The following is a 26,362-nucleotide window of genomic DNA, read 5'->3' as shown; positions in this document are numbered from 1 at the left end:
AACGACTGGTCGAGGTCCTGATTCGCCTTAGATACACCCTGGCAGGCGTATATACTATTATACTATATTAACCAGATATCGAGACGCGGATCACGTCGGTACACAAGTTATAAGTCAGATAAATGTCATCGTCAACTTGTGCGCAAACTGATAGCAGGGGAGAGTCTCTCCGCATAGCGTTAGTTAGCATAACCAACTTACATGACACGGGTAGGGCAAGAAGCTGCCGGGGGGCAACTGGAGCGCGAGCCGATAGCCAACGGTACTAGCCGCGGAGAAGAAGAACACGCTAAGACAAAGCTATCGGGGGCGCTCGTCGCTATTCCGGCCTACAACGAATCGACGGCGATCGGCAGTACCGTGCTGTCGACGAAACAGTTTGTCGAAGACGTACTCGTTGTCGACGACGGGAGCTCGGACGCCACTGCTCAAATCGCGAGCGAAGCGGGTGCGAACGTTATCGAACACGAAGAGAACAGGGGAAAAGGAGCCGCCATTCAAACGATTTTCGAGTATGCAGAGGAGACTGGACACGAGGCCGTCGTTCTGATTGACGGTGACGGACAGCACCTTCCGACCGATATCCCGGACGTAGTTGATCCAGTCCTCGCCGACGAGTCAGAAGTCGTTATCGGCAGTCGGTACCTCGATGCTGGCGAGACTGAGACGCCGTTCTACCGGCGTCTCGGACAGAAGACCCTCGATACGATTACCACTGGGTCCTCGGGGACGTCGTTGACGGATACCCAGAGTGGGTTCCGTGCGTTCTCGTCCGAAGCTATCGAAGAGCTCTCGATTACGACCGACGGTATCGGCGTGGAGAGTGAAATGATCGACGACGCCAGCCAGAAAGAGATGGATATCACGGAGGTGCCGATAGACGTCCGCTACGAGGGCATCGACGGGCAGACGTACAATCCACTTCGCCACGGGCTGGCAGTCGTGGTGTTCATGTTGCAACTGGTGCGAGACAAGCACCCGTTGCTGTTCTTTGGCTTGCCGGGACTAGCGCTGCTGCTGTTCGGCGGCTTCTACGGAATGAACGGAATGCTGGTCTATCAGAACACCGGCGTGTTCTATCCGGCGAAAGCGCTCGTAGCCGGATTCTCGACTATCCTCGGGGTACTCGGGGTGTTCGCGGGCTTGATACTGAATCAGATTGCAAACATGATGAGCAAGACAGATGGGTAGATACAGGGAAGATCTGCCTCCACTATCGTGGATACGAGATAGACGGTGGGTACACCACTTCGGCTGTTCAGTGACCGGATACAGTTGGGTATGAAAGGCGAGCGCCCAGATGTTTGAACGAGAGGGACGGCAAAATGTCACACGGGAAAGACAACAGCCGATGAGCACAGATGACACAGTGACGGCCCAGGCCTCAATAGTCATAGTCAGCTATAACCACGCAGATTTTATCGAAGACTGTCTGCGAACAGCCATAGCGGAAGAGCCTGCAAAGATTATCGTCGTCGATGCCGGTTCGACTGACGGGACGATAGATATCGTCACCAATGGGTTTCCAGAGGTAACGTTACTCACACCGGCCGAAAACGGGGGGTACGGTGCTAGCAATAACACAGGTGTCAGCCAAATAGACACAGAATACACAGTTATCCTCAACCCGGATACAAAGATAGAACCGGACAGCCTCGAAGCGCTGTTAGCACCCCTCACGGACGACAACCAGCTTATCACGACACCGAAGATTCTCACCTACGAAGGAGACCGCATTAACACGTGTGGTAACGTCGACCACTTCACCGGACTTGGGTTTACCAGGGGCCTCCATCGGCCACCGACGGAGCTCTCAGAGGGACAGTATATTAGCGGGATATCCGGTGCATGCTTTGCCCTCCGGACTGAACTGTACAGGGAACTAAGTGGGTTCGATGAAGCAATCTTCCTCTACATGGAAGATGTCGAGTTATCGTGGCGAGCGGCGCTCAACGGAATTGATATCCTGTACGTTCCGGATGCGGTCATATATCACGACTTCGAAGACGTCGCAGTGCCGGCCGAGAAGATCTACCACGTCGAGCGAGGGCGGTATTACATACTCCGAAAACACCTCGACACGAAGACGGTGGCAGCACTGTTACCGTCGCTGTTACTGACCGAACTCTTGACAAGCGGGTACGCAGTACTCAGCGGAATCGACGGTGTACGGAACAAGCTACGTGCGATACGAGACGGACTCACGATGGAGATTAACAAAGTACAAAAAAACCCGGAGACGGTACTATCACGGCTTGCAGCCGAGATTCCCGAAAATCAACTCACCTACAGCAGGCTCGACCAATTCGGAAAGAAATTTGCGAACGCAGTGTATCGGCTCAATTATCGACTGCTCAACGTATGAAAATAGCTATGGTCTCGTCTCACGGGGGACATCTCACGGAACTCCGCATGCTGGCAGACGCGTTCGCCGGGCACGACCTCTTTTATGTGACATACGAGAGCGAGCGGACAAGTCAACTCGATATCGACCCCTACACTGTGGAGAACATCGGGACCAGCCCCGTGTCGATGGCGACGGCGTTCGGGAAGATACTCCGGTGGTTCTGGGCGCAGCGGCCAGATGTCGTCGTGAGTACCGGATCCGAGATCGCGATTCCGGCGTTCGTCGTCGGCCAGCTATTCGGGGCGACGACCATCTTCGTCGAAAGCTGGTGTCGCGTCACCAACCGATCGGCGACTGGCAAGCTAGTCTATCCGTTCGTCGATCACCTCTTCGTCCAGTGGCCGGAACTGCTCGACGAGTACGGCGAGAAAGCGGAGTTTCAGGGGAGCGTCGTATGATATTCGGGACCGTCGGCACGCACGACCAACCGTTCGACCGGTTGCTCTCGGGGCTGGACGAGCTCGCACACCAGTACGACGGCGTGGTGGCACAGGTCGGGCACTCGACGTACCGGCCGGAGAACATGGAGTGGTTCGACTTCGTCTCCGAATCGGAGATCAACGATTACTACCGGAACGCGTCGGTCGTCGTCGGGCACGCCGGGGCAGGAACCATTTTGACGGCCCTCTCGTACGGCAAGCCGCTCGTGTTGATGCCGCGACGGAAGCAGTACGACGAACACCTCGATGACCACCAGCTCGAACTGACGGACGCACTCAGGGATAGAGATGGCGTCTTCGTCGCAGAGACGACCGACGAGCTCGACGCTGCGATCGACGACGCGCTGGCACACACGCAGACGACGACCGCGTCGTCCGGGGAACTGGCGACGTATCTGTCGGCGAACATCGACCGGATGGTGGACTGACCGATGCACGTCGCGATGGTCACGTCGACGCCGATGCCGCCCGAGGAGGGAATCGGTTACTACACGTACAATCTCTCGAAGGAACTTCAAAATCGGGGCCACCGGGTGACTATCGTTACGAGGGGGGGACTCAGAGGGACGGCAACGACCCACGACGGGCTTCAGATCAGACGGGTACCGTACGTGCCGGCGTACCCGTTCCACGTGGACGTGCACGGGGTCTTCCTGCAGCGGCGGCTTCGTCGGCTCGACCCCGACATCGTACACACCCACACGCCACTGACACCGGCTGTAGACATCGAGACGCCGGTGGTGTCGACGATTCACACATCGGTCGTCGAAGACGCGAAGCAGACCGATTCGCTCGACCCTGGTGCGCTCGCACACCGGTTCGTCACGCGGGTCACCAGCAAACGGACGATTGCCGCGCAGGCCGAATCGGCGACCAAACTGGCCACGGTCGCCCACTCGGTGAAAGACGAGCTCGCCGATCACTTCGGGCTCACGGACGTGCACGTAGTCGGGAACGGGGTGAACCTCTCGGAGTTCGAGGACGTGGACGACAGCGAGGAGCGATTCGGCCTGTTCGTCGGCCGATTGAGCTACCGGAAGGGGATCGCGGACCTGCTGGACGCGTGGGAACGGCTACCGGAGGACCGGCGAATCCCGCTGAAAATCGTCGGCAAGGGTCCGCTCCGCGACCAGCTGGAAGACCGGCTCGACGGGACCAGTCTGGCCGACGAAATTTCGTTTCTCGGCCATCTGCCGCGGGCGGACCTGCTTCGGCTCTACCAACAGGCGACGCTGTTCGTCGTTCCCTCGCACTACGAGGGGCTGCCGACCGTCCTGCTGGAAGCGATGGCGGCGGAGACGCCCGTCGTTTCGACGGCCGTCAGCGGGGCACTGGACGTCATCGACGACGGGGAGAACGGCGTGCTTGTGCCACCGCGGGCGCCCGAGGAGATGCAGGATGCGATACTCGCGCTGCTCCGCGACCCCGAATCTCGGGACCGACTCGCGGCGCACGGTCGGACGACAGTCGAGCGGGAGTACACCTGGGACGCGGTGGCCAACCGCTATCTGGGGCTCTACGAGGCGAGTCTGAACGTATGAAACTGGTATTCGTCTGCTTCGAGTTCGAGTCGAACAAGCTCCGCAAACAGCCCTGGCGGTACGTGGCGGAACTCACGCGCGGGCTCGGTGGGGATGTAGAGCCCGTCGTCGTCACCGACACTGAGGCCGATGTCGACGGGGTAGCTGTCCGCACCGTCGACACACTCGGCTCGGTGACCGGCCCCTCGACGACGCTCGTCGAGGCCGTGCGTCGGGAAGCCCCCGACGTGGTCGCGACGGTGCTCGGACCGTCGAGCCTGTTCCGACCGAACACGCTGTCGGCGGCCGTCGACGCACCGACGGTCGGTGTGATGACCAGTCCGCTGTACCGGCTCCGGGACGTGGCGAAGGTCGGTACTCGGGAACTCCTCGGGCACTCGTCGTATCTGCTGGGCCACCTCGTCGGTGCTCTGACACCGGACGCCGTGGCTCGCCGTCATCTGGACCAGTACGACCGCCTCGTCACGCTGACCCGGAGCACCGGCGACGCACTCGCCGAGACCGGGACGACGACGCCGATAGACGTCGTCAGGGCCGGGTTGGACCCGTTCGACCGCGAACTCCCGCCCGAGAGCGCCGTCGAGGAGGTGCGAGCGGAGCTAGCCCCGGACGGCGACCCCATCGTCCTCTACTTCACCTCGCCACTGACGCTGCGCGGGACGGACACGCTGGTGAAGGCCTTCGCGAAGGTCGTCGCGTCGACCGACGCGACACTGGTCGTCCTCGCCCGCCAGGACGGCGGCGGGCTGAGCGAGGAAGAGCAGTACCTGACGGAACTCGCGTCGGACCTCGGCGTGCGTGACTCGTTCGTGCTCCTGCCGAAGAACCTCACCCCGGAGGGCGTGAAAGCGCACCTCCGGGCGAGCGACGTGGTGGCGCTGCCCTACAAAATCGTCATCTCGGGCATACCGATCAGCATCCTCGAGACGATGGCCGTCGGGCGGCCAGTCGTGACGACTCGGACCGACGGGCTGCCGGAGCTCGTCGGCGACCGGTCCCAGATCGTCGAGCCCAACGACGTCGACTCGCTGGCGGCGACGCTGGAGGCGCGACTGGCGGACGCAGACGAGGTTGGCCGGCGGAATCGAGAACGAATAAGTGACCATCCGACCTGGGACGAGGCACGGGACGATTTCGTGTCGATACTGGAGGCGGTAGTATGAGCGAGAGTCGACTGATCTGTATCGTGGGGCCGGACGGGGCCGGGAAATCGACGCAGGCAGAGCTGTTACAGGAGGAGTTGGAGTCGCGGGGACACGACTGCAAGTACCAGTGGCTTCGCTTCAACCACATGCTTTCGTTGCCGCTGTTGGGTATCGCCCGTCTGCTGGGACTCAGCGAGATGGAAGAGTTGGAGAGCGGTCGGAAAGTCGGCTATCACTACTTCTGGCAGTCACGAGTTCTGTCGTATATTTATCCAATCACACTTTTTTTAGATACCCTGATTATGTATGTCAGTAAGATCCTCTGGCCGCTGGAATCATCAGATCAAGTACTTATCTGTGATCGGTTTATTCACGACACACTCGTTGGGCTAATGATTTCAACAGGAAGGAAGTCACTTCATACGTCTTTTACTGGACGTTTGTTCCTCAAACTTATCCCATCGAAGACAACAACCATCGTTCTCAATGCCGACGCTGAAGTATTGCGAAACCGGCGTGACGATGTCCGTGCAGACAAAACTATTCAAGAGAAAATTGACCGGTATAATGAATTAGCGAACTATCTGGAGTTGCCGGTTCTCGACGCAGCGAACTCACCTGAGGATATCCAGAAAAAAATACAGAAACTGGCCAAGCCAGATTATTAGAATTTGAGAATGAATCTCGAAAAGAACCTCTTTGGGTTGATTTCCATCAGCTTTGTCGGTGGTATTTTAGGACGAGGGTTTGAGTACCTAGTTTATATTGGTATTGCCAGGACGCTCGGCCCGGCAGCTCTTGGTTTGTTCAGCTTTGGGCTTGTCGTGATGAGTCTCTCAACGACGATGTCCAAAGTCGGCCTAGATAAGGCAGCTCGCAAATTTGTCCCGGTGTATTCAGACGATAAGCAGATGCTGGCGGGGGTCTTAGTCATCTGTCTCGGCGGTAGCTTTATTATTGGTACTCTCGCCAGTGTCTCAATTTATTTTGGGTCAGGGTTTATTACTCAGTATACATCAAAAGCGTTCACGGGTGCGATGTTACTGTTTCTCATCGGAATTCCGCTAAAGACACTGATGACGGTAAGTCGAGCAGCAACCACAGGATTTCTCACGACGAAGTACTCGGTTTATATCAAAGACTTTGGCCAGAGTGGATCGGCTATTACGTTAGTATTCCTCGCTGCCGTATTTATCGGAACAATTGAAAGCGTCATAATAGCATATGTTGCGTCCATGGCGATATCGGCCGTATTGGGGGTTTATTTTATAACTCGGCAGGGCGGCTTCGACGGTATATGGAAACCACAACTTCCAGTAAAGAAGGTGTTCACTTACTCGCTCCCCCTAACCCTTGCGGCTGTAGCTCAGTACCTAATTACGTGGACAGATATCCTGATGCTCAGCGTATTTGAGTCAGCAAATATTGTCGGTGTTTATCAGGCAGCCTACCAAACTGCAACAATTCTTGGGTTTCTCATGGTGGCAGTTGGAAGTATATTTCCATCAGTTGCGTCAAATCTATATGATAGTGGTGAAAAAGAGCAGCTTCAGACAGTATTTTCTGCTCTTACGAAATGGGTGTCATATCTTTCGCTGCTAGCCTTTCTGTTCGTTATTTTCTACACAGATACGATCCTCGGTATCTTTGGGAACGAATTTAGCTCGGGGTCATCGATCCTCTTGCTTATCGGTGGGGCTTTCGTGCTCTCATCTGCTGTGGGGCCGTCTAGCTTTCTGCTAATGATGACTGGCCACGAAAGAGTCGAAATGTGGAATACGTCTGCCGCTTGTGTGATGAATATCGTACTGAATTTCGTGCTAATCCAATCGTACGGGTCACTGGGAGCGGCAGTTGCTACAGGCGTCTCACTTGTCACTCTGAACCTACTTCGTTTGGTAGAAGTCCGAATCCTCCTCGAAATATTCCCGCAGTTTAAAAATTACTGGAAGGGAACAGTCGCTATTATGACTTCTGGAGTCATTATGTATGCCACAACCTTAGTCAGTGTCTCAAAAATGGTCCTATTCCTTCCCGCAGGCTTAGTTGGCCTTGTTGTGTTCATATTGATGATGCACCAGTTCGGATTAGATTCCGAAGACAAATCGCTGATAGAGTCAGTTGGGGCTTAAAAGTGCTAATAATTACACGAGTGGGAGTGAACATGTGCAAAGCGCTTGGCTCAAAGGTGATGATGTTATGAAACAGAAGATTTCAGACAAGAGCATGGAGAGACCCAATGTCTTATTACTTATAATGGATACGGCTCGGTTGGATGTTGTCCAGTCCGGGATTCGTGCTGGCCAGTTTCCGTCTCTTAGGCGGATCGCTGACGAAGGAGTGCTTTTCGAGAAGGCAATCTCGAACGCCCCCTGGACACTCCCCTCCCACAGTTCAATATTCTCAGGCGAGCAGCCATCCTCCCATCTGACCTATATCAAGAACAAGGAATTTTCGCCCTCAGGGAGGCCTCTAGCGAAAGTATTGCAGGATTCAGGGTACGAGACAGTCGGCTATTCTAACAATTTCTGGATAACCCCAGAGCTAGGGTTTGACGATGGATTCGACGAATTCTACCTTCCATGGACACTGTCTCCGCGGGGATACAATTTGACGGAAATACTCGATGGGGGGTCCGTTCGAGATAAATTTCGGACGCTTTTCGAGAAACTAGATAGTAACGCTCCATTCACCCTCGGAAATCTCCTCTACGGAATATATCTATCCCAGACTAGTCGCTATGATGATGGCGCAAAACGCACGACGAAGATACTGAAACAGAAGATACAGAACTCGGGTTCCGCACCGTTCTTTATTTTTGCCAACTATATGGAGCCCCACCTCCCGTATCATCCGCCGGATGAGTATTATACTGAGGAGCTCCAAAAATACGAAGAATCTGAGGTCCTTTCAGTAAACCAAGACCCCTGGGAATACGTAGCCGAAGCGGTCCAGATGGATGACCAAGATTTCGACATCCTCCGAGAGCTCTACCGCTCTGAGATACGATATCTGGACGCGAAAATCGGAGAGGTACTCGACACACTAGAGAACGAATCCAGCTTGGACGAAACGATGGTGATTATCGCCGGCGATCACGGTGAACATATCGGCGAAAACGAATTCATGGATCATCAATACTCTCTCTCAGAGTATCTCATCCAGGTGCCACTGCTAGTTCGTTATCCCGAGCGGTTTCCGGAGAATGAAACTGTGTCGTCACTCGTTGAACTGCGGGATATCTATCCTACAATCCTCAATGCCAGTGTCGGAAAGAAATGGCAGAGCCAAGAACCAGATTCGGTGTCTAGGAAGGGCCTCAGTACAGCGCTTGAGGCCGGTCGGGAGTACGCTGTCAGCGAATACTTGGAACCACAACCACAGATCGAGGATTTGCGAGCGCGTGTCAGTGATGTTCAGACGGACATGTCGAGATTCGACAGAGCATTACGGAGCATACGCACCCCTGAATCAAAATTCATCGAGTCCAGTGATGACGACGAGTGGTTTTTTGAATTTTCTGGAGGAAGGAAACCATTGGAGGACGAATCGGCGCGTCAAGAGCTTCGCTCTTTAATGGAGAATTTGCCACCGCTGGTCCGCTCACCGGACACAGCAGATGCCGACTTGAGTGAATCCACCGAAGATAGACTCTCGGACTTGGGATACATTTGATTGGCCTCTGGACTCAACTCAGTGTCCGCATCGACAGTTTAGCTAACAGTCTCATTGGTGTGTCACCCTAATTCGAACTACTCAGAATTGAGCCAGTTTTCTTTATCAACGAGCACCTGCGGGTCTTCATCTTCTCTCAATCGGTCCAAGGAATCGGTGTCATCCAACACATAGATATCCAGCGGGAACATGGACAGAGCCGCCCTCGCACGTAACGAAGCTACTACTATCGACGCAGCTAATCCATTTTTGAATCCTGGATAGCTGATTACTCGAACGTCTAGATCAGACGTCGGACTCCGCTCTCCGCGGACCTGACTCCCGTAGATAGCTACGGCTGCGATTGAGGAGTGCTTTTGACCTGTCTTTTTTAACTTTCTTCCCCAGTAATCAAAAGTTTCATTTGAAGTCTCTATGAGGTCGAATTTTTTTAATAGGGCCCAAGGTTGTCCGTTGAATAGAAAGTTTAATAAGTGAGATAAAACAGCGAATTTAACAATTCCATCGTTATTTTTGGAGAAGATTCGGGATAGAGCAAATGTCCCTCCAATCGTAAAAGTGAGTTTCAGGATCCGTTCAGAATTATCCATATATATGAGACCCTGAAATATAACTGCTGTAGAAAATAAGACGGGGAACCTAATCCAAGTAGATATATCATCATTCTTGTTAATGTGGTCAAAAAAGTTGTGTATGGTACTCATCAGTTGTCTATAATCAGTGACGAAGAAAGATATATTTTACCAAACGAAGATTTTAAGAGTAATCCGGATACGAATCGCTTATATCACTCCTGTTCAATATATCACATGAGAGCTCACTGACGGAACTGAGAAGCCATTTAGTCTTAAAACTGGAGAATCAAGCAACAACGAAAACCATCGTGATTATAATTTGAAAGCTTTCACATGGAAATTGCCAACAATAGTTTGCGAGAGAAAGCTCAAAAATTAATTTCCAGTCCTTGGATCCTGCTAGCGCTTTTTTTGATATCCGGACTTGTTGGAATCGGAGTTGCTACAACATATACTAATTCATATACTCTAGTGGTACCACCTGCGCTAATTGTTGGAGTGGTTATATTCCGTTTTTCTTCTGGCGACCGGGTTATTAATACAAATTCGTATATTCAGACACGCCTATTACTTTCGGTGATCATCATTGGATTTGGTCTCGTAATATTTCTTTTTATAAATTCCCAATATCAGAGGACATCTGAAGTCCATATTCTCATAGCAGGATTGTACGGTGCAGCCGCTCTATTAGCAAGTATGCGTCCCTATATCGCACTATATTCAGGCTTATCTATCGGAGTTCTCCAGAGAGCAATGATATACTACTCAAGTGCGACTCAGTTTGGTTTAGATACGTTGTTCCATCAGCAGATGGCCTCTAGAATAGCAGAAGTAGGCTCAACACAACCACTCCAAATGGCAGAATCAAAATATTTTGCAACTCCATTTTATCACCTTTTGGGTTCAATAAGTGTTCAAATTGGAGGCACAACAATACGGAATGCTGGGTTTGTAATCGCCACAATAGTAGCAGTAATAATTCCAGTAGCCATTATTTTCACCATTTGTCAAAATTGCTGGAATTTGAGGGCAGGTGCCCTAGCCGCTATCTTGTTCCTGCTGTCAGATTATGCTATTTATTTCGCAATGCGACCCAGGCCACTGTCTCTATCTTTTGGATTCTTTTCAATTCTCCTGATCGGCTTGTATAGGTACATAACAACCAGAGACATACGTCATTATTGCGTTTTTGTAGCAGCTATGCTCGGGTCAGTATTAACAGGCCATTTTGTACCTTTCCTGTTGCTTTTAGCAACAATTCTAATTTGTGGGACATATTATATTATATCTCCTCAGAAGTTACGAAGCGTACTTTTGTACCCACTCATCGCGACTGTTGCAGTTATGTCAAGTTGGATACTGACAGTGTACCAATCTGGGAACGAGGGACAAACGAGTTTTTTTCAATCTATTATACAAATTTCGATATTCAAGCTTCAATCAACCGGTAATAGGAATACTGTGCTCCCTGAGTCGGAGCATTATATCGTTCCGGGTGCAAATGCACTTGACCCAATCCAAATTGCTCCGACTGGCATCCTGATTGCAATGGCAGTAGCGGGCTTAATTTCGATTAGATTTCGAGAAGATGGAAATAAATCAATCACACTGTCGTTAGCTGGAATCTTTGGTATTTTTTCTGTATTTGCATTCGCGGGCCCACTGGTTGGCTTCTCTTTGCTCCAACCTCACCGTTGGTTTGCGTTTATATATGTACCAGTTACAATTCTCGCCGGAGTGTATCTTTCAAGTCTAAATCTTGATTTCTTTAGAGACTCTCAGATAATCTCTGGTATCATTATCTTGGTTCTGGTGTCGTCAACTGCGATGCTTGCAGGGGGTAACTATCGAGGTGGACAAGATGGGCCAATAATTGACTCACCAGGAGCCGAGCGACTAACGGTAAAAGATGATGAACACGCGGGGATGCAGTTCGTGGCAAAACATCAAGGGCCACATGTTCTGGCAGATTTCAACACTTGGCAGTTGCTCGATCGTCATTATAATGCAAAGTCAAAAGTATATAGATACTCGGAATATGGAGGCTCTAGCTCACATAAGACACCATATTTAGCTGTTTATCGACCATACTCAAACACATTTAAAGCTAAATACCGAATAGATGCAGAAGTGGGTTATTGGACTGTTAAGGGCCCCATCCCTAAGCCCAATGGACACAAAATATACGCCAATAAAGGTGTCAGAATCATTTATGTGTCACAATAACAAACTTGCGAATGATTCTACTGTTTCACAAGCCTGTAATCAGTCTTTCTACTGAATGTCAGAGTTATTGCGCAACTTTCTCCAATAGGCGTCAGTAGATCGGTTTTCCAGTATTATTGCAGTAGAATTATGACATTTCAGCTAACACGTCGAGTTATGATACAGGGCGTCGAAGTCCGCGAACTCCAGGTAAACGCGGACGAGCGCGGCCATCTGGTCGAGATGTTCCGAGAGGACTGGGACACCTACGACCCGGAACCGTCGATGTCGTACTACTCGATGACGTACCCGGGCGTCGTCCGGGCGTGGCACAAACACAACCGCGGTCAGGTCGACCACTTCGTCTGTCCATCGGGGCGCATCAAGGTCGGGGTCTACGACGAGCGCGAGGACTCGCCGACGGAAGGCGAGCTGGACACGTTCGTCATCGGCGAGCACAGCCAGCAGGTCGTCCGGATTCCGGGCGACTGCTGGCACGGGTTCAAGGCCATCGGCGACGAACCGGCCTTCCTCGTGAACTTCCCGACCAATCTCTACGACTACGAGGACCCGGACGAGGAACGACTGCCCCCACACACCGACCGCATTCCACTGGACTGGAACGAGAGCGTCGACGGGTGAATCATGAAAGGAGTACTTCTCTCCGGCGGCACCGGCTCGCGGCTGCGGCCGATAACCCACACCGGTCCGAAGCAGCTCGTCCCGGTCGCGAACAAGCCCGTCCTCGAGTACGCGATCGAGGACCTGAAAGCGGCCGGCATCACTGAAATCGGTGTCGTCCTCGGGAACAAGGGCCGCGAAGCGATACAGGAACTGCTCGGCGACGGCTCCGAGTACGGCGTCGACATCACGTACATCGTACAGGGCAATCCGCTAGGACTAGCACACGCCGCCGGGTGTGCGAGGGACTTCGTCGGCGACGACGACTTCGTGATGTATCTCGGCGACAACATCCTCAAGTCAGGCGTCACCAACCTCGTCGAGAGCTTCGAGGCGGGCGACTACGGGGCCGGCATCGCACTGCAGGAGGTCGACGACCCGCAGGCGTTCGGTATCGTGGACGTCGACGACGCTGGCAACGTCACCGAACTCATCGAGAAGCCCGACGACCCGCCGACGGACCTCGCCCTCATCGGGATGTACGTCTTCTCGCCGGCGGTGTTCGACGCCATCGACGACCTCGAGCCGTCCTGGCGAGGGGAACTCGAAATTACCGACGCGATTCAGCACCTGCTCGAAGGCGGCCGCGAAATCGACTCCCACGTCGTCACGGGCTGGTGGAAAGACACCGGGAAACCGGAGGACATTCTCCACGCGAACCGACTCGTCCTCGAAGACCGCGACCTCGAGACGGCGGGGTCCGTCGAGGACGGCGCGGAGATTAACGGCCGCGTCGAACTGGCAGCCTCCTCGACGATCGAAGACGGTGCCGTCGTTCGGGGGCCGGTCTCTATCGGGGAGGAGACGACGATCAAGAGTGGCACGTACGTCGGGCCGTACACCTCTATCGGAGCCCACTCCACGCTGGAGAACGTCCACATCGAGAACAGTGTCGTCATCGGGGACTCTACCATCACCGCCTCGGGACGAATCGTCGATAGTCTGCTCGGACGGAGCGCGAACGTCGAGAGTGCAGACGAGCTCCTGCCGGAGGGTCGCCGACTTGTCGTCGGAGAGAACTCCCAACTCAAGCTCTAACAATGCGCATCATCACGCACACCTGTCCGGCCTGTGGGACCGTCGTCGCCGCGAACGAACTCGAATCGAACCGGGTGATGAAGTGTCCGGGGTTAGCGTGTCAGGAAGTCCTGCGGTTCAAGGACCTCTCCGCGGACGCGCGTGAGCATTTCCTGGACCACCGAGAGCGCTATCAGATGTAACGGAACGCGTCCACGACGGCAGCGACGTCGTCACGCACCGTCGGCTGTGGGCGACCGAGCGCCGACTCGACTTTTTCCACGGCGAGGCAACTGTACGTGGGACGCGTCGCTTCCCGCTCGACATCATCTGTCGACCCTTCGACGAGCCGAGTCTGGCTCTCGTCGATGGCATCAGCGAGGACTGCGCCGAACTCGAAGGGCATCACACACGACGGGGCGGCGATGTGGAAGGTCCCGCTCGCCTCCTGCTCGACCAGGTCGAGTAGCGTGACGGCGGCCTGCCCGGCTCGCGTCGGCGTCACCCACTGATCGGTGAACAGCGGCACGTCGTCGCCAGACTGGAGCTGTCCGCGTACCCACGCCGGGAAGCCGGTGAGGTCGCCGCTGCTCCGGTGGATGCCCCAGACGAACGAGAGGCGAGCGACCAGTGGGTCCGTCACGTTGGCGCGGACAGCCCGTTCGCCCGCCAGTTTCGACTCGCCGTAGGTCTGAACGGGATTTGGGTCAGCGGACTCCACGTAGGGTTCGTCCGCACTCCCGTCGAAGACGTAGTCTGTAGAAATATGGACGAACTCGACGCCTGCGGATTCACAGTGAAAGGCCAGCTTCCCGGGGGCGTCTCCGTTGAGCAGGTGCGCCCGATCAGGGTTCCGCTCACAATCGTCGACGTCCGTCATCGCGGCGCAGTTAATCACCACGTCCGGCTCGTGTTCGGCGAGGATGTCGTCGAAGGCACCGGCCGCCTCGAGGTCGAACTGCGCGAGTGGGACGTCGAACGCAGGCCGTGTCGAGTGGTAGGTGCCGCTGACGTCCCACCCGCGCTCGTGGCCCGCCTGCAGGACGTTACTCCCGAGGATACCGTTCGCACCAACGACGAGGAGGTTCATATGCAGTTGTTCTAACAGTAAGGTAAATAGGTGCCGCAAACGAGCCTAGCGCATGCGTATTCTCGTCACGGGCGGTGCGGGTTTCATCGGATCGAACTTTATTCATTACGTCCTCGACGCGTACGAAGATTGCGAAGTCGTGACACTCGATGCGTTGACTTACGCAGGTTCGAGGGATAATCTGAAAGGCGTACTCGACGACCCGCGTCACGAGTTCGTCGAAGGCGATATCCGCGACCAGGAACTCGTCACCAATCTCGTCGCTGATGTCGACGCAATCGTCAACTTTGCCGCGGAGTCACACGTCGACCGGTCGATTGAAGGGGCGAAGCCGTTCGTCTCGACCAACGTGCAGGGGACACAGACGCTGCTCGACGCTGCCATAGATGCGGATATCGAGCGGTTCCTCCAGATATCGACCGACGAGGTCTACGGCCAGGTTCTCGACGGAAAGTTTGGCGAAGACGATTTGCTCAACCCACGTAACCCGTACTCGGCGACGAAAGCCGGGGCAGACCATCTCGCCCAGAGCTACTACACGACCCACGGCCTGCCCGTCCTGATTACGCGCACCTGCAACAACTTCGGCCCCAGACAGCACCCCGAGAAGCTCATCCCGAAGTTCATCCGGAACGCCGCTGCTGGCGAGGCCTTGCCGGTGTACGGGGATGGGTCGAACGTCCGTGAGTGGATCTACGTCGAGGACAACTGTCGGGCGCTCGACCTCGTGCTTCGGGAGGGAGAGGTCGGCGAAGTCTACAATATCGGCAGCCACGCGGAGAAGACGAATCTCGAAGTAACGGAGGCGATTCTCGACGCTGTCGGCGCGTCAGAGGACCTCGTCGAATTCGTGGACGATCGAGCGGGGCACGATCAGCGCTACGCCCTCGAAGTCGAAAAGATAGTTGAGCTCGGTTGGGAACCCGAGTATTCGTTCGAAGAGGGGCTTGAGCAGACTGTCGAGTATTATCTTAACTGATGAGGTTCGGATGCCATCTGACTCCGAACCCGCGTCTCAGACTGATGTCGAATAGTGAGTCGTTCGCTCTCGACATCCTGAAAGTTACGAAGTATCGAGACACTACGGCGATACGAAACACAAGATGGAGCAGTTTGTTCAAACCAGAGCCGTGCCGGTGACAAGGTTTCCTCCCTCTTAGGCCGGTAGGCAACTATAGTTTGAATAAACCGTTAGTCTGAGCCGATATCTCTGGGAATGGATCGCCACAGAATGACTCTGTGACGAGAGCGTCTCGACCCATCTAAGAATCATATGTGATAACTGGGCCCCCAGCTATACTAATCCCGCAGCATGATGTGTCAGTATGGCAGTCGAGAGTCACGATAGATATGCCGACAGATCAGCCCTCTCAGCGGGTCTGAGCCGTCTTAGTAATCGGTACCTGGCCGTCGAGATGCCGGGCGAGGAGGGGCCAGACGGCAAGCAACACTATCCAGCGTACGCCAGTGGCTGTTACTACGACCGCCCGGAGAGTTGCTGTACCTTCTGTTATCTGCGGAAAGCGTTTGATAGCTGAACTGGCATTGTGTTATCGACCACTTCAGACGTGCAGTAGAGCTACTGGACTCAAGCAACGAGGCTCTGACATAGGATATCGTCAACACCGTCGACCGGGGTCGACAGGACAGTTGCGCCACCGTCGTCTACGCGACGACTTCCTCTATCTACGGCAGCCGAACCGAGCCCCCATCCGAGAATATGCCCGTCGAGACTACCACTGGAGACGTACAGTGGACCTTCGACACACAGGGAGATGCAGTGCTCTCGCCAGCAGTTGAGGAGGGAGTCGTCTACACTGAGAACGCTGGCTCACAACTCATTGCCGTGGATACACAGCGTGGCGAATCAACAGTGCGTTCCGAGGTGGACTTAGCAGCGTTCCCGCCGATGGTTATGGATGGCTATGTCTATATCGCGGGAGACGGTGGGGGAGTCTACAAGCTTGGCTCAGGCGCTGCGGAAAAGTGGGCAGTCGAATCGTCAGCGAATGTCACAGCACCACTTGCCGGGATGGTAACGCGCGGGACAGTCTACGCAGCGACGGCGGACGAGCAGGTACGGTCACTCGGTATCGAGGACGGCGAGAAACGGTGGACGTTCGAGACAGCCGGTGGCGTGCAGTCCCGACCAGCCGTCGACGACGGGACGGTCTGTGCCGGGACAGAAACCGGGACGGTGCATGCACTCATAGAGAAGTGAACGACGGCGCCAGCGCCGACGTGAGTCCTCCCCGAACCGGCCTCACTTCGTCGGATAGTCGTCCCCGACGACGATGGCACCTTTCATCGCAAGCGCCTCGTGTGGTTCACAGACGTATTTGTAAATGCCGTCCTCCTCGAACGTGTACTGATAGTTGACTCCGCCACTGTCCACTACACTCCCGGAGTCGAGCGGCCCTGACTCGGCCGAGACGATGTTATGAGCCCCACCGTCGCCGGTCCACTCGAACTGGACCGTCGCGCCGTTGTCGACGTGGACAGCGGGGGGAGCGAAACCATAGGGACCTCCGTTGGCCTCTGCCCCGACTGTCACAGTCACCTCGGTCTGCCCGGTACGCCGTTCGACGCCGTCGAAGTTCTCGACCCCTGCGAACCAGTCGCCGAAGTCGGGCGATGGACGATTGCCACCACCGCTACTGGCCGTCCCCGATTCTGGCACGTCAGCAACCCAGGACGGGGCTTGGACCGTCACGTCACCGAGTTCCTCGATGGTGAACGCCTTTTCCAGGGTGAACGACCCACCCTCTCTTTCAGCAGTCAGCGATAGCGTCGCGTCGAAGACGATGCTGTCCATCGAGACGAACAGTTCGCCGCTGGCCGCGGTCACCGCCGACGAACTCCCCTCCCCGAGTGATGCCGACTCCAGTGCGAAGCGAACGAGCGAGCGCCCGTCGCGAGTGACTGTTTCGACGGGGCTGTAAGAGCCAAACTCGAAGAAACCACCGAGGCTTTCCGGCCCTGTGAGTCCCAGTTCTGGCGCGTGGAGTTCGGCGAACGACCTACGGGTCTCGGTGGACCCGTAGGTCGTTTCACCGCCGCTAGTGGACCTCATATAGCGAACGCCGTCGGCGACGTACACCCGGTTCGTCTCCGCACTCGCATCGAAGACGAACAACTGTCGCTCGTCGTCGAGACTGCTTCGCGTCCGCTGTGTCACGTCTATACCCCCCGACCCGGTCGAAGCCTGGCGCTGGACGAGGTGGTAGTCGTTTTCTGTCAGTGCTGTGTCGGTCGCCGTTAGTAGCGCGTCGGCGTCGTCGATGCCGTCGGCACTCGTGCCTGCGGGCAGATTCATCGCAGCGGTCGCCGTCGGCGAGACCGCCTCGGTTGTCGTCTCGTCTTCGGGGGCCGCACCATCATCGGCAATACATCCAGCAAGCGTACCGGCACCGACGACTCCACAGAGCGAGAGGAACCGTCGTCGAACGGAGTCCATTATACTCGCATTTGCAAGACAGGTAACAAAGCTAGGGGAGAGAGCAGAAGTTGAGACGAACCAACCTGCGTTGCCTGCTTGTTAGCTGACTAACAGCGTGTGCCGATTACTCGACCGTGGGGGGTCGTCGAACGATATCCAGCGCGATGTACCCGACGATGACCAGAAAGACACTAAACGGGAGCAGCAACGAGGAGAAGTCACCGGAGAAGTGCGCACTGAACGACGGCCGAAGGTCCGGATTCGCTGGCAACAGCGGCCAGAACAGGTTCGGGAAGAAGTAATACTCTGTCCCGAGCCAGAGCATGGGATAGAAATCCCCCGCGATGTGCGAGAGATAGGCCAGCGTGAACACCACAGCCGGTCGCCCCCATCCACGGCGAACAGCCAGCACACAGCCCACCGACAGCACGGGTACCGAAATTACCAGCGAGTGGGCGAACATGCGCCCGCTCGGGAGCACACCGAACGTCCAGGCCAGGGGCTTATCAACGAGGTCGGGAAGTTGCGTCGCCACCAGGACGAGCAGGAGTGTGTGCCCCCGTGGAAGCCGCCGGAAGCGAACGAACGTGTACACAGAGAGGGGAACAGCAGCGAAGAGAAAGTGCTCAAGCGGTCGCATCTACACGAATGCACGTGATGCGGCGGTGAAAAGACACCTGCTCTCGACCGAGCAGTCCGCAGACAGGTCGACCATCGTCAAAGATACGCCGTGAATCTACCAAAAACCGACCATGGTACCGAATATATTATTATCGGTGAGATGAAGAGAAAAGACATGGGTGAGAGGGCGTTCGAGACCATCGACGAGATACTCGAAGGGGTGGTCGCCGAGACTGACGACGAACAGCTCCACTATCAGCTAAACAGCGCACGCCAGCTCGTGGAGGTGGCGCGGGACCGGCACGAGGACCTCGCCGAGGCAGTCGACGACGTAGATGAGGCGGAACTCCGTGACAGGCTCGCGGCGATGGGGTATCTGGACTAGCGTCGGGTCGTCGCCAGTTGAACGAGTACGCAGCCGTGCTAGTGCCGAGTCTAGCGCCTAGCACCGGGCCGAGCAGTTAGCCGAGAGACGAATTGTCAGCCGCCCCGTCGGTGACGGTAACCCACAGATGGACTTCCCGGTAGGCCGCCGAGCGGTTCAGCGGCGTCGCGGGCTCGCCGCGATACAGCAGATACTGCAGCCGCAGGCGCTCGCCTGTCATCCGCGGCGTCAGCGTGTGCTGGCGGTGCCAGGTCTCGTTGTGGGCGAGCGTCGGCCGGAACCGACGGAGTTCGGTGGCCTCGCGCACCCGCGTCTCGTTGTCGACCACGTCGACGCGCTGGAGTTCGACGACGACGGTGTAGTTCGCTCGTTCGTGTTCCTGATTGCCGATACCGACCGTGAGCTGGCGGCTCTCGCCGGGCTGGAACTCCGTGGGGTAGTCGTCGGCGACGAGGTCACCGCTCTCGTTCTCGGTCAGGAGGTAGAACTCCGAGAACGACTCGCCCTGTTTGGGGACGGCGACGGCGTAGGCGACGCTGCCGGTGGCAAGCAGGATACTGCAGACGAGCACGACGTTCAAGATTGCATCGGCGCGTGTGTCGGGTTCGAGCAGTTCCGCCCGCCCGGTGTCGAGCCACTGCCGATAGGGCACCGAAAATCGCTCTTCGGCTGGCAGTTCCCGGCGGCGCTGGGCGGCCAGTACCACCATCGAGACGGTGAAGCCGCTGACGGCGACCATGATGGGGACGAGTCGGATGCCCCAGGGAGTGAAGTTCAACACCAGCCCGATGAGGGGGACGACGGCGATACTCAGCCCGAAGGAGAGGGCGACGCGTTCGATACCGTCGATGCCCCGGTCCGAGAGAGCAGCCATCGTGCCGTCCTCGCCGTCCGTCGCCGTCCCAGCAGCGTCGGCCGTCGGGGGAGGGTCCGTTGTCTCGTCGGTCGGTGACTCGCCGGCCTCCGGGAACAGCGCCGCGACGAGGGCATAGCCCGGGAGAAAGAGCGTCAGCGGGAGTCCAAAGGCGATGCGAAGCGGCGTCTCGCGGACGACCGGGAGGAAGACGACGAGGTTCGTCAGGACGACCAGTCCGAGCACCGCCGCGAGGTCCGCCGGCAACTCCCGGAGGACCACGGGCACGCGCACACGGACCGGCCGTCGAGAAGCCATGTAGCGGTGGCAAGGCAGCAGTCACGCAAAAAAGCCTCGGTCGGCGAGTGAACGGCCGACGGCGCTATCACGTCACGAGAGTGCTGATGATTTCGAGCTCCTCGTCCGCGGAGATGGCCTCGGCGTCGAGACAGGCTCGGACGACCTTGGCCACGAGTTCGGGGTCCTCGAAGGCCGGCTGTGTCGTCCGTTGCTCGGCGAGGGCCTCGACCTGCGCTTCGAGCCCACGCAGCCGCTCGGCGACGGCCCCGTCGGTCGTCGCTCTCCCGGACCCGTCGGTCGTCTCCGTGCCCGGTTCGCCCGCCCTGGTTGTGCCCGACTCGTCGGTCGTCGCCGGCGTCGAGCCGTCAGTCGCTGCTGTACCTAATTCCTCGGCCGGCGCCACGCTCGACTCGCTGGCCGCCTCCGTACCTGATTCGCCGGTCGTCTCGGGAGTGTCCCCACCCGACGGCCGTGACGGCGGCGAGACGGCGTCGGTGTCGAACAGGCCCGCGACGAACGCGGCTCGCTCGCTCCACTCGAACCCCTCGATGCCGTTGACGCGCTGGCTGACCGTGGCGGCGGAGACGCCGAGGTCCTCGGCGAGCGTCCGCTGGGTGGCCTCGGGATTCGCCTGAATCGCACGGAGCGTCTCCCGTTCGGTGGGCGTGAGAGCGTCGGGGTCGACGCCGTCGCCGGTCGTCCCGGACGCGTCGGCGGCACCGCCAGTCGCGTTCGCCCCTGTGGTCGGTTCGTCGATGTCCGAATCCCCCTCCGTCGGTTCGTCAGCTGTATTCATTGGCTCCCCCTCGATAGCTGTCGTCTCGTCTGCGCCCGCACCCGGCGGCCCGTCCGACTGAGTCTCCCCGTCGCTCGGAACCGAAGTGGTCGTCGCGGTGCCCTCGCCGTCACTCGACGCCGAATCGTCCCCCGCGTGCCCCTCGGCATCGCCCTCCTCGGCGGGGTCGCCGTACTCCTCGAGGACCCGCTCGACGAGGTCCGGCGTCGCACTCGGCACCAGGCGGGCCAGGTCCTCGATCGACGCGCTGGGGTCCTCGGCGGCCGCGTCGAGAATCCGCTTGTGGCGCATCGACTTCGGGCGCGGTGTGCGCTCTTTCGCTTCGCTCATTTTACAATAGCTACGTACGTATCTGTAACGTCATGTACCATATATTTTAGCGATTCTGACACCAGACGGGCGGGGAATCGAGAGGGAAAGTCAGTGAAGGAGCCGTCGAGACCTGGGGAGGTCACGACGCGAGCAACGCGGCCGCGGCGTCGACGGCCGCGGCCGCGTCGGCGCTGTCGGGCTCGCCGAGGAACGTCGTCCGCTCGTAGGCTGTGGCGACCGTCGAGAGCGCCTCGTCGTCGGCGAGTTCGCCTTCGGCGGCGGCGACGAACTCGCGGTGTGTCAGCGTGGGCGCCAGGCCGGCGTCCCGGTCGAGGTGCCGGCGGACGGCGCCGTAGGCAGTCACGATAGCGCGTTCGTCGTCGCCCGCGGCCAGCGCCGACCGCGCGCGGTCGAGCCACGTCTCGGACGGGGCACTGGTCTCCGCGCCCGTGGGCGTCGGCTCCGGGGCCGTCGTCCCTGGCTCGGAACTCACACGGCCGCGCTGGCGTCGGGACCAGCCGACCACGCCCGCGACGACGAGGACGCCGACGACCACGCCGCCGAGGACGAGCGGCGGGCTCGAGTCTGCTTCACCGCCTGCCCCCGAGGCGAGTGCCACACTCGTCTCGGCGCGGCTGTCCCCGAGATTCGTCCCGTCGCCGTCGAAGCGCGCCTGGACGGCGAGCGTCCCGTTGCTCGCCCCGTCGAGGGTCGAGGCGTTCGCCACGGTCAGTCGGTACCAGCCGGTCGCGTTCGTCGTGACCGAGCGGTTCGTTCCGTCGAGTGAGAGTCTGAGTTGCCGGCCCCCGATACCGTCGCCGTCGGTCGTCTGAAGCCGGCCCCGAACGCGGAGCCGCCCCTCGTTCGTCGCGGCGACGGTCAGGTCGGTCTCGCTCTCGGTGACCGTCACCGTCGTCGCCGTGGCGTTCGGGCCGACCGCGACGGCCGAGCGGGCGTGAGCCACCCGAAGCGAGCGCTCGCCCGGCGGGAGCGCGGCCGGCACCCGCGGCGAGAGCGTCACGCGACCCGAGGTGTCGGTGCGCCCCGAGACGACGGTGTCGCCGAGTCGGGCCCGAATCGGCAGCGAGGGGACCGGCCGACCGTCGACCGTCGCGACCGCGGTCGCCGTGAGCGGGTCCCCGAACCCGCCGCCGGTCGGCGTGGCCGTGAGTTCGAGGCGCGGGGTGACCTGCCTGACGGCGACCGAGACGGCGCTCGCCGAACCGAGATAGACGGATGTCGTGGCCGGCAGGAACCGGACGCGGGCGCTGGTCGCGTTCACCGGGAGCGAGACCGGGCGATAGGAGACGGCGAAACGCCCCTCGCTATCGGTGGTGACCGGGTAGGTCCGGTCGGCCACGGCGAGGCGGCCGGTGGCGTTCGCGAGCGCCGTACCGTTGGCCAACCGGAGTCGACCCGCGACCGTGACGGGGCTGTCGAACGCCACGGTCGAGGCGTTCGTCCGCGCGGTCAGGGTCGTCTCCACGAAGGTCGCTGCCCGCACGGCGTCCTGCTGGGCGGCGATACCCGTCGTCGTGTTCGCCAGCGCGGTCCGGGATTCGTCGGTCTCTACGTCCGTCCGGTTCGTCAGCGTCGCGTACTCGCGCTGGAGCGACGAGTTGAGTCCCTCGACGCGTTCGGAGAGGCGCTCCAGTTCCCGGGCGGCCCGTCGGGCCGCGGTGGTGTTCCCGTTGCGCCGCGCTCGCTCGTATTCCTCGTAGGTCTCGCGGTACGCCTGGGTGGCGTTGGCGTACGCCCGCTGGTCCTGCTGGGCCTCGCGGTACGTCTCGGTGGCCCGGTCGTCGGCGTCGCTCTCCGTCTCGCCGGCGACGGAGACGTACTGGTCGAGGCGGGACTCGTAGCCCTCGCTCAGAGCGCCGCGGGCCCGCTCGTACTGCCCCTGTGAGATGTTGATGGCGCTCCCGCCCAGCCGGCTCGCGAGTCGGCGTTCGAGCCACTGGCTCACCCGTCCCGCGTCGCCGCTCTCGGCGGCCTCGCTCGGGCGCTCGTGCTGGACGGTGGTGTTGTTGGCGGGCGTCTGCTGGGCGGCCGCCTCGGACTGAGCGTCGGCGTGGGCCACATCGACCCCTGCCGTAGTCGCTAGCACGAGCAGCGCCACCGCGGCCGTGGCCGCAGCCAGAACGGCAGGCAAGCGGTGGGACCCGGTCGGTTGCACAGGAACGCGAAGGGAAGGAGCAGTGAAAAAGCCACGTATTGTGTGGCAAAAGCCTGCACGTAAGACACACGCGAAATAGATAAGCAGATGACTATCAACGATGTATAACTAGCAACGTCTGTAACGCAAGCAGTCGTCTATCGGAGACAGATTCTGTTACAGCACTATATCCGTTCTAGTTTGACCGCCAGTCGGAGATAAACACGTGATACGAGCGCTGAAATCAGCGAATGGGCAAGCTTCATTACCCTCTGTCCATATATCAAACTAAGTTCAGATGAGCTCAGTTAGTCGCTCTATTGTCATTATTTTAACTATCGGAGTGGTCGTCGGAACGGTCGCGCCCGGCGCCACAGTGGCGGCCCAGCAGAGCGGCGGTTCGACCGACGACTCGCCCTCTAACGTCCCCGAGTCACAGGTGTTCGAGGTGACCGGCGACGGTCAGGTCAACGCCTGGGAACGAGCGGCTTACACGCTTCGGACGGTCGATACGGACGCGGCGACCGCGATTCCGGCTCCCCAGACGGTGCTGGGACAGACCCTGGGCGAGGGCAGTTTCACCGACGGTAACGACGGCACCGAATCGAAGTCGCTGATACACGAGTACGACAACGAGTTGAACCCCATCGGCGTCCACGAGAGCGGCGAGCCAGTCACGGTGTCGTTCCGGGCGGGGCAGGCGACGGCCGGCCCGACGTTCGACCCGCTGAGCGGCCAGGAGAACGTCCAGATAGTCGCCGCGCGGCTCACGCCCCAGGCGGGTAAATCCGTCCCGTCGACGAGCGAGGCGTTCGCCCTGCTCTCCGATGTCGAGAAGGCGAACGCGAACGCGTCGTTCAGAGTCCTCGAAGACGATGGGACGCTCGATAGCAGCGGACAGATTAGCGAGACGACGACGTTCGGCCCCGGCCAGTACGTCGTCTTCGCGGCCGTCCACGAAGACGGCCGTGACGGCTTCGAGACCGACGCGGGCAACGTCAGCGTCGACGGCGAGGTGATCGTCATCGGGATGGACAAACTAGACGTTCAGGCGGGCCGGACCAGCGTGACTACGCCCGAAAACGCGGAGCCGGGCGATAACCTGACCTTCGATATCGACACGACCGACGCGTTCGCACCGGATCGCGAGGGGGAGATAACCCACGCCGTGGCGGTGTACAACGCGAGCACGTTCGAGGACGCTCGCTTCGACCTCGTGGTCGACGAGTCCGAACTCGGCTCCGACTTCGACCTCACGGAGAGTGCGGAGCTTGAACACTCCATCGGGAGCGTCAACGGCGTCGCCGACGTCGAGGACGGGTTGACGCTCAACGGGAACGACCTGACAGACGGGCTGGTCCGTCGGCCGGTGGCGGCCAGCGCGGTCGTCGACTTCTTCGCCGACGAGGCCGGCCTCGACGACCCGAACGTCAATCCGATTACGAACGGCGGCGCGTCGCCCAGCGAGTACGAGCGAATCGACGCCTCGGTGACGGCCCGGGCCGGCGCGGACCGAGTCACCGACGTCAGCGTCGACACCTTCGGAAACTTCTCCGAGGGGACCTACCGCTACGTCGTCGTCTCCACGCTCGATTCCAACGAGTCCCGGATGAGCACGACCACCGGAACCGTCGAACTCGCGGCCCGTAGCGGTGGTGGCGGCAACAGCGGCAACAACGGTGGGAGTGGCAATACCGGCGGCGGTGGCGGTGGCGGCGGCGGTGGCGGCGGCGCCCCACCGGTCGACGCCGGACCGATAGTCACGACGCCGAGCCAGTCCTTCGACGGGAGCCTGGTCGCCACGGTCCCGAACGTGGGCGTCAACCAGCGCATCGTCCTCCCCCTCCCCGAGACGGCCGACTCCAGCGCGGTGACGAGCCTGGAGCGGGTGAACGTGACCAGCGCCGGCAGCGCCAGCAACGTCCGCATCAGCGTCGCGTCGGCGGCACAGCCGACAGACGGGACCCCGGTCAACGAGCGGGCCTCGTCGACGCTTGGCTACGTGAACGTCGGCCTCGACAACCTGCCGCGGCCGGACGCGACCGAGGGCTCGTTCACCTTCACCGTCTCCCAGCAGCGCCTGTCGGAACTGGGCGCGACACCCGAGAACGTGGTCATGTACCGGTACCACGACGGCTCGTGGAACCCCATCGAGACGACCCATCTGGGCGGGGACGACTACCGCGCGGACACGCCGGGCTTCTCGTGGTTCGCAATCGGCACCGCGGAGCCGTCCGTCTCGGTGCGCGAGGCGAGCCTCTCGTCGGGGTCGGCCGCCCCCGGTGAGGCGGTGACGGTGACGGCGACGGTCGCGAACACCGGCGACGTGGCTGGAACCGTCACCCTCGACCTCACTGCCAACGGCGAACAAGTCGACAGCCGGACGGTCAGCGTGGCCGCCGGGAACGCGACGACCGAGACCTTCTCGCTCACACGTGACCAGCCGGGGAACTACACGGTCGGCGTCGGCGGCGTCGCCGCCGGGTCGCTAACCGTCTCCCAGACCCCGTCCCAGCCGGCCACCGCGACACCGTCACCGACGCCGACCGGCGGGCCCACACAGGACGGGGGACAGGCGGCCGGCGGCGTCGAGCCCGGCGGGATACAGCCGCTCACCATCCTCATGGTCGTCGCGGTGTTGGCCCTCCTCGGCGCGGCCGCCTACAGCCTCAGGGAGCAACAGCAGGAGTGAGTCGCGCTGGTCTCCCGATTCGCGGTCGACGAG

General features: G+C 59.0%; 24 protein-coding genes and 3 pseudogenes. 19 read left to right on the top strand and 8 right to left on the bottom strand.

The genetic code is table 11. The annotated features are described in order from the left end of the window. The first annotated feature begins 201 nt into the window (after nucleotides 1-201). The 9 genes from NDI86_RS01580 to NDI86_RS01540 all read left to right on the top strand — a co-directional run bounded on the left by NDI86_RS01580 (nucleotide 202) and on the right by NDI86_RS01540 (nucleotide 9,208). On the top strand, nucleotides 202-1,191 hold the full coding sequence (locus NDI86_RS01580) for a glycosyltransferase family 2 protein (protein ID WP_310898637.1): 990 nt from the start codon (nucleotides 202-204) through the stop codon (nucleotides 1,189-1,191). A gap of 160 nt (nucleotides 1,192-1,351) precedes the next feature. Next, nucleotides 1,352-2,365: a glycosyltransferase family 2 protein gene (locus NDI86_RS01575; RefSeq protein WP_310898636.1), complete on the top strand. Its 1,014-nt coding sequence runs from the start codon at nucleotides 1,352-1,354 to the stop codon at nucleotides 2,363-2,365. 8 nt (nucleotides 2,366-2,373) lie between these two features. Continuing rightward, complete coding sequence (pssD, locus tag NDI86_RS01570; protein WP_310898635.1) at nucleotides 2,374-2,805, top strand: PssD/Cps14F family polysaccharide biosynthesis glycosyltransferase; 432 nt, start codon at nucleotides 2,374-2,376, stop codon at nucleotides 2,803-2,805. Next, the gene (locus NDI86_RS01565; RefSeq protein WP_310898633.1) at nucleotides 2,802-3,275 is read left to right on the top strand and encodes a glycosyltransferase; all 474 of its coding nucleotides are present in this window, start codon (nucleotides 2,802-2,804) and stop codon (nucleotides 3,273-3,275) included. Before pssD ends, NDI86_RS01565 begins: the two co-directional genes overlap by 4 nt. A 3-nt stretch (nucleotides 3,276-3,278) precedes the next feature. Continuing rightward, the gene (locus NDI86_RS01560) at nucleotides 3,279-4,388 is read left to right on the top strand and encodes a glycosyltransferase family 4 protein (RefSeq protein WP_310898632.1); all 1,110 of its coding nucleotides are present in this window, start codon (nucleotides 3,279-3,281) and stop codon (nucleotides 4,386-4,388) included. Beyond that, nucleotides 4,385-5,551 (top strand): glycosyltransferase family 4 protein, encoded by a 1,167-nt coding sequence (locus NDI86_RS01555; protein WP_310898631.1) that lies wholly within the window; start codon nucleotides 4,385-4,387, stop codon nucleotides 5,549-5,551. Before NDI86_RS01560 ends, NDI86_RS01555 begins: the two co-directional genes overlap by 4 nt. Continuing rightward, nucleotides 5,548-6,201 carry a nucleoside/nucleotide kinase family protein gene (locus NDI86_RS01550; protein WP_310898630.1) on the top strand — a complete coding sequence of 218 codons (654 nt, stop codon included), beginning with the start codon at nucleotides 5,548-5,550 and terminating at the stop codon, nucleotides 6,199-6,201. Before NDI86_RS01555 ends, NDI86_RS01550 begins: the two co-directional genes overlap by 4 nt. Before the next feature lie 9 nt (nucleotides 6,202-6,210). Further along, nucleotides 6,211-7,665 (top strand): flippase, encoded by a 1,455-nt coding sequence (locus NDI86_RS01545; RefSeq protein WP_310898628.1) that lies wholly within the window; start codon nucleotides 6,211-6,213, stop codon nucleotides 7,663-7,665. A gap of 67 nt (nucleotides 7,666-7,732) precedes the next feature. Continuing rightward, entirely contained in the window at nucleotides 7,733-9,208 is a 1,476-nt protein-coding gene (locus tag NDI86_RS01540; protein WP_310898627.1) for a sulfatase, read from the top strand. Nucleotides 9,209-9,285: 77 nt separating this feature from the next. Here NDI86_RS01540 and NDI86_RS01535 read toward each other — a convergent pair whose 3' ends face one another. Further along, nucleotides 9,286-9,912 carry a nucleotidyltransferase domain-containing protein gene (locus NDI86_RS01535; protein WP_310898626.1) on the bottom strand — a complete coding sequence of 209 codons (627 nt, stop codon included), beginning with the start codon at nucleotides 9,910-9,912 and terminating at the stop codon, nucleotides 9,286-9,288. Between the two features lie 204 nt (nucleotides 9,913-10,116). Between NDI86_RS01535 and NDI86_RS01530 the strand changes: the two genes are divergently transcribed. The 4 genes from NDI86_RS01530 to NDI86_RS01515 all read left to right on the top strand — a co-directional run bounded on the left by NDI86_RS01530 (nucleotide 10,117) and on the right by NDI86_RS01515 (nucleotide 13,889). Further along, complete coding sequence (locus NDI86_RS01530; RefSeq protein ID WP_310898625.1) at nucleotides 10,117-12,009, top strand: ArnT family glycosyltransferase; 1,893 nt, start codon at nucleotides 10,117-10,119, stop codon at nucleotides 12,007-12,009. A gap of 156 nt (nucleotides 12,010-12,165) precedes the next feature. After that, nucleotides 12,166-12,630, top strand: coding sequence for a dTDP-4-dehydrorhamnose 3,5-epimerase family protein (locus NDI86_RS01525; protein WP_310898624.1), 465 nt, complete (start codon nucleotides 12,166-12,168; stop codon nucleotides 12,628-12,630). A gap of 3 nt (nucleotides 12,631-12,633) precedes the next feature. Beyond that, nucleotides 12,634-13,707 carry a glucose-1-phosphate thymidylyltransferase gene (locus NDI86_RS01520; RefSeq protein ID WP_310898623.1) on the top strand — a complete coding sequence of 358 codons (1,074 nt, stop codon included), beginning with the start codon at nucleotides 12,634-12,636 and terminating at the stop codon, nucleotides 13,705-13,707. Between the two features lie 2 nt (nucleotides 13,708-13,709). Further along, complete coding sequence (locus NDI86_RS01515; protein ID WP_310898622.1) at nucleotides 13,710-13,889, top strand: hypothetical protein; 180 nt, start codon at nucleotides 13,710-13,712, stop codon at nucleotides 13,887-13,889. Here the strand turns inward: NDI86_RS01515 and NDI86_RS01510 are convergent. Next, complete coding sequence (locus NDI86_RS01510) at nucleotides 13,880-14,776, bottom strand: SDR family oxidoreductase (protein WP_310898621.1); 897 nt, start codon at nucleotides 14,774-14,776, stop codon at nucleotides 13,880-13,882. The two genes, NDI86_RS01515 and NDI86_RS01510, sit on opposite strands and share 10 nt — an antisense overlap. Before the next feature lie 52 nt (nucleotides 14,777-14,828). Here NDI86_RS01510 and rfbB point away from each other — a divergent pair, with 52 nt between their 5' ends. The 4 genes and pseudogenes from rfbB (at nucleotide 14,829) to NDI86_RS01490 (ending at nucleotide 16,997) form a co-directional block, all read left to right on the top strand. Next, nucleotides 14,829-15,755: a dTDP-glucose 4,6-dehydratase gene (gene rfbB / locus NDI86_RS01505; protein WP_310898620.1), complete on the top strand. Its 927-nt coding sequence runs from the start codon at nucleotides 14,829-14,831 to the stop codon at nucleotides 15,753-15,755. Nucleotides 15,756-16,101: 346 nt separating this feature from the next. After that, a complete protein-coding gene (locus NDI86_RS01500) occupies nucleotides 16,102-16,314 on the top strand; it encodes a hypothetical protein (RefSeq protein ID WP_310898619.1) in 213 nt (70 codons plus the stop codon). A gap of 80 nt (nucleotides 16,315-16,394) precedes the next feature. Then, a pseudogene (locus tag NDI86_RS01495) lies at nucleotides 16,395-16,631 on the top strand (hypothetical protein); the annotation flags it as partial. A 54-nt stretch (nucleotides 16,632-16,685) separates the two neighbouring features. Next, a complete protein-coding gene (locus tag NDI86_RS01490) occupies nucleotides 16,686-16,997 on the top strand; it encodes an outer membrane protein assembly factor BamB family protein (protein ID WP_310899635.1) in 312 nt (103 codons plus the stop codon). A 45-nt stretch (nucleotides 16,998-17,042) separates the two neighbouring features. Here the strand turns inward: NDI86_RS01490 and NDI86_RS01485 are convergent. The 3 genes and pseudogenes from NDI86_RS01485 to NDI86_RS01480 all read right to left on the bottom strand — a co-directional run. Then, nucleotides 17,043-17,489 (bottom strand): annotated as a pseudogene (locus NDI86_RS01485) (halocyanin domain-containing protein); the annotation flags it as partial. After that, nucleotides 17,469-18,233, bottom strand: a pseudogene (locus NDI86_RS22205) (DUF7537 family lipoprotein); the annotation flags it as partial. The pseudogenes NDI86_RS01485 and NDI86_RS22205, both read right to left, overlap by 21 nt. A gap of 106 nt (nucleotides 18,234-18,339) precedes the next feature. Beyond that, a complete protein-coding gene (locus tag NDI86_RS01480; protein ID WP_417936235.1) occupies nucleotides 18,340-18,810 on the bottom strand; it encodes a metal-dependent hydrolase in 471 nt (156 codons plus the stop codon). Between the two features lie 201 nt (nucleotides 18,811-19,011). Between NDI86_RS01480 and NDI86_RS01475 the strand changes: the two genes are divergently transcribed. Further along, nucleotides 19,012-19,221, top strand: a complete 210-nt coding sequence (locus NDI86_RS01475; protein WP_310898617.1) for a hypothetical protein — start codon at nucleotides 19,012-19,014, stop codon at nucleotides 19,219-19,221. A gap of 76 nt (nucleotides 19,222-19,297) precedes the next feature. Here the strand turns inward: NDI86_RS01475 and NDI86_RS01470 are convergent, their stop codons facing one another. From NDI86_RS01470 to NDI86_RS01460, 3 genes are all read right to left on the bottom strand, one after another. Next, nucleotides 19,298-20,392 carry a DUF1616 domain-containing protein gene (locus tag NDI86_RS01470; protein WP_310898616.1) on the bottom strand — a complete coding sequence of 365 codons (1,095 nt, stop codon included), beginning with the start codon at nucleotides 20,390-20,392 and terminating at the stop codon, nucleotides 19,298-19,300. 67 nt (nucleotides 20,393-20,459) lie between these two features. Further along, complete coding sequence (locus NDI86_RS01465; RefSeq protein ID WP_310898615.1) at nucleotides 20,460-21,500, bottom strand: winged helix-turn-helix domain-containing protein; 1,041 nt, start codon at nucleotides 21,498-21,500, stop codon at nucleotides 20,460-20,462. Nucleotides 21,501-21,621: 121 nt separating this feature from the next. Continuing rightward, nucleotides 21,622-23,658, bottom strand: a complete 2,037-nt coding sequence (locus NDI86_RS01460; RefSeq protein ID WP_310898614.1) for a hypothetical protein — start codon at nucleotides 23,656-23,658, stop codon at nucleotides 21,622-21,624. A 322-nt stretch (nucleotides 23,659-23,980) separates the two neighbouring features. Between NDI86_RS01460 and NDI86_RS01455 the strand changes: the two genes are divergently transcribed. Next, nucleotides 23,981-26,329 carry a PGF-pre-PGF domain-containing protein gene (locus tag NDI86_RS01455; protein ID WP_310898613.1) on the top strand — a complete coding sequence of 783 codons (2,349 nt, stop codon included), beginning with the start codon at nucleotides 23,981-23,983 and terminating at the stop codon, nucleotides 26,327-26,329. Nucleotides 26,330-26,362: the final 33 nt, after the last annotated feature.

Origin of the sequence: Haloarcula onubensis (assembly GCF_031624605.1) — an archaeon.
In the GTDB taxonomy this organism is placed as follows: Archaea; Halobacteriota; Halobacteria; order Halobacteriales; family Haloarculaceae; genus Haloarcula; species Haloarcula onubensis.
Note: the sequence above shows the minus strand (reverse complement) of the source record. Positions and strands in the feature narration are given on the sequence as shown.

What these genes read in the sequence shown, in the direction of transcription:
- NDI86_RS01535 (WP_310898626.1), bottom strand. Translation starts at nt 9,912, where the DNA reads ATGAGTACCATACACAACTTTTTTGACCACATTAACAAGAATGATGAT.
- NDI86_RS01555 (WP_310898631.1), top strand. Translation starts at nt 4,385, where the DNA reads ATGAAACTGGTATTCGTCTGCTTCGAGTTCGAGTCGAACAAGCTCCGC.
- NDI86_RS01520 (WP_310898623.1), top strand. Translation starts at nt 12,634, where the DNA reads ATGAAAGGAGTACTTCTCTCCGGCGGCACCGGCTCGCGGCTGCGGCCG.
- NDI86_RS01530 (WP_310898625.1), top strand. Translation starts at nt 10,117, where the DNA reads ATGGAAATTGCCAACAATAGTTTGCGAGAGAAAGCTCAAAAATTAATT.
- NDI86_RS01525 (WP_310898624.1), top strand. Translation starts at nt 12,166, where the DNA reads ATGATACAGGGCGTCGAAGTCCGCGAACTCCAGGTAAACGCGGACGAG.
- NDI86_RS01510 (WP_310898621.1), bottom strand. Translation starts at nt 14,776, where the DNA reads ATGAACCTCCTCGTCGTTGGTGCGAACGGTATCCTCGGGAGTAACGTC.
- pssD (WP_310898635.1), top strand. Translation starts at nt 2,374, where the DNA reads ATGGTCTCGTCTCACGGGGGACATCTCACGGAACTCCGCATGCTGGCA.
- NDI86_RS01560 (WP_310898632.1), top strand. Translation starts at nt 3,279, where the DNA reads ATGCACGTCGCGATGGTCACGTCGACGCCGATGCCGCCCGAGGAGGGA.
- NDI86_RS01580 (WP_310898637.1), top strand. Translation starts at nt 202, where the DNA reads ATGACACGGGTAGGGCAAGAAGCTGCCGGGGGGCAACTGGAGCGCGAG.
- NDI86_RS01550 (WP_310898630.1), top strand. Translation starts at nt 5,548, where the DNA reads ATGAGCGAGAGTCGACTGATCTGTATCGTGGGGCCGGACGGGGCCGGG.
- NDI86_RS01500 (WP_310898619.1), top strand. Translation starts at nt 16,102, where the DNA reads ATGGCAGTCGAGAGTCACGATAGATATGCCGACAGATCAGCCCTCTCA.
- NDI86_RS01575 (WP_310898636.1), top strand. Translation starts at nt 1,352, where the DNA reads ATGAGCACAGATGACACAGTGACGGCCCAGGCCTCAATAGTCATAGTC.
- NDI86_RS01465 (WP_310898615.1), bottom strand. Translation starts at nt 21,500, where the DNA reads ATGAGCGAAGCGAAAGAGCGCACACCGCGCCCGAAGTCGATGCGCCAC.
- NDI86_RS01540 (WP_310898627.1), top strand. Translation starts at nt 7,733, where the DNA reads ATGAAACAGAAGATTTCAGACAAGAGCATGGAGAGACCCAATGTCTTA.
- NDI86_RS01490 (WP_310899635.1), top strand. Translation starts at nt 16,686, where the DNA reads ATGGTTATGGATGGCTATGTCTATATCGCGGGAGACGGTGGGGGAGTC.
- NDI86_RS01515 (WP_310898622.1), top strand. Translation starts at nt 13,710, where the DNA reads ATGCGCATCATCACGCACACCTGTCCGGCCTGTGGGACCGTCGTCGCC.
- NDI86_RS01475 (WP_310898617.1), top strand. Translation starts at nt 19,012, where the DNA reads ATGGGTGAGAGGGCGTTCGAGACCATCGACGAGATACTCGAAGGGGTG.
- NDI86_RS01470 (WP_310898616.1), bottom strand. Translation starts at nt 20,392, where the DNA reads ATGGCTTCTCGACGGCCGGTCCGTGTGCGCGTGCCCGTGGTCCTCCGG.
- rfbB (WP_310898620.1), top strand. Translation starts at nt 14,829, where the DNA reads ATGCGTATTCTCGTCACGGGCGGTGCGGGTTTCATCGGATCGAACTTT.
- NDI86_RS01545 (WP_310898628.1), top strand. Translation starts at nt 6,211, where the DNA reads ATGAATCTCGAAAAGAACCTCTTTGGGTTGATTTCCATCAGCTTTGTC.
- NDI86_RS01565 (WP_310898633.1), top strand. Translation starts at nt 2,802, where the DNA reads ATGATATTCGGGACCGTCGGCACGCACGACCAACCGTTCGACCGGTTG.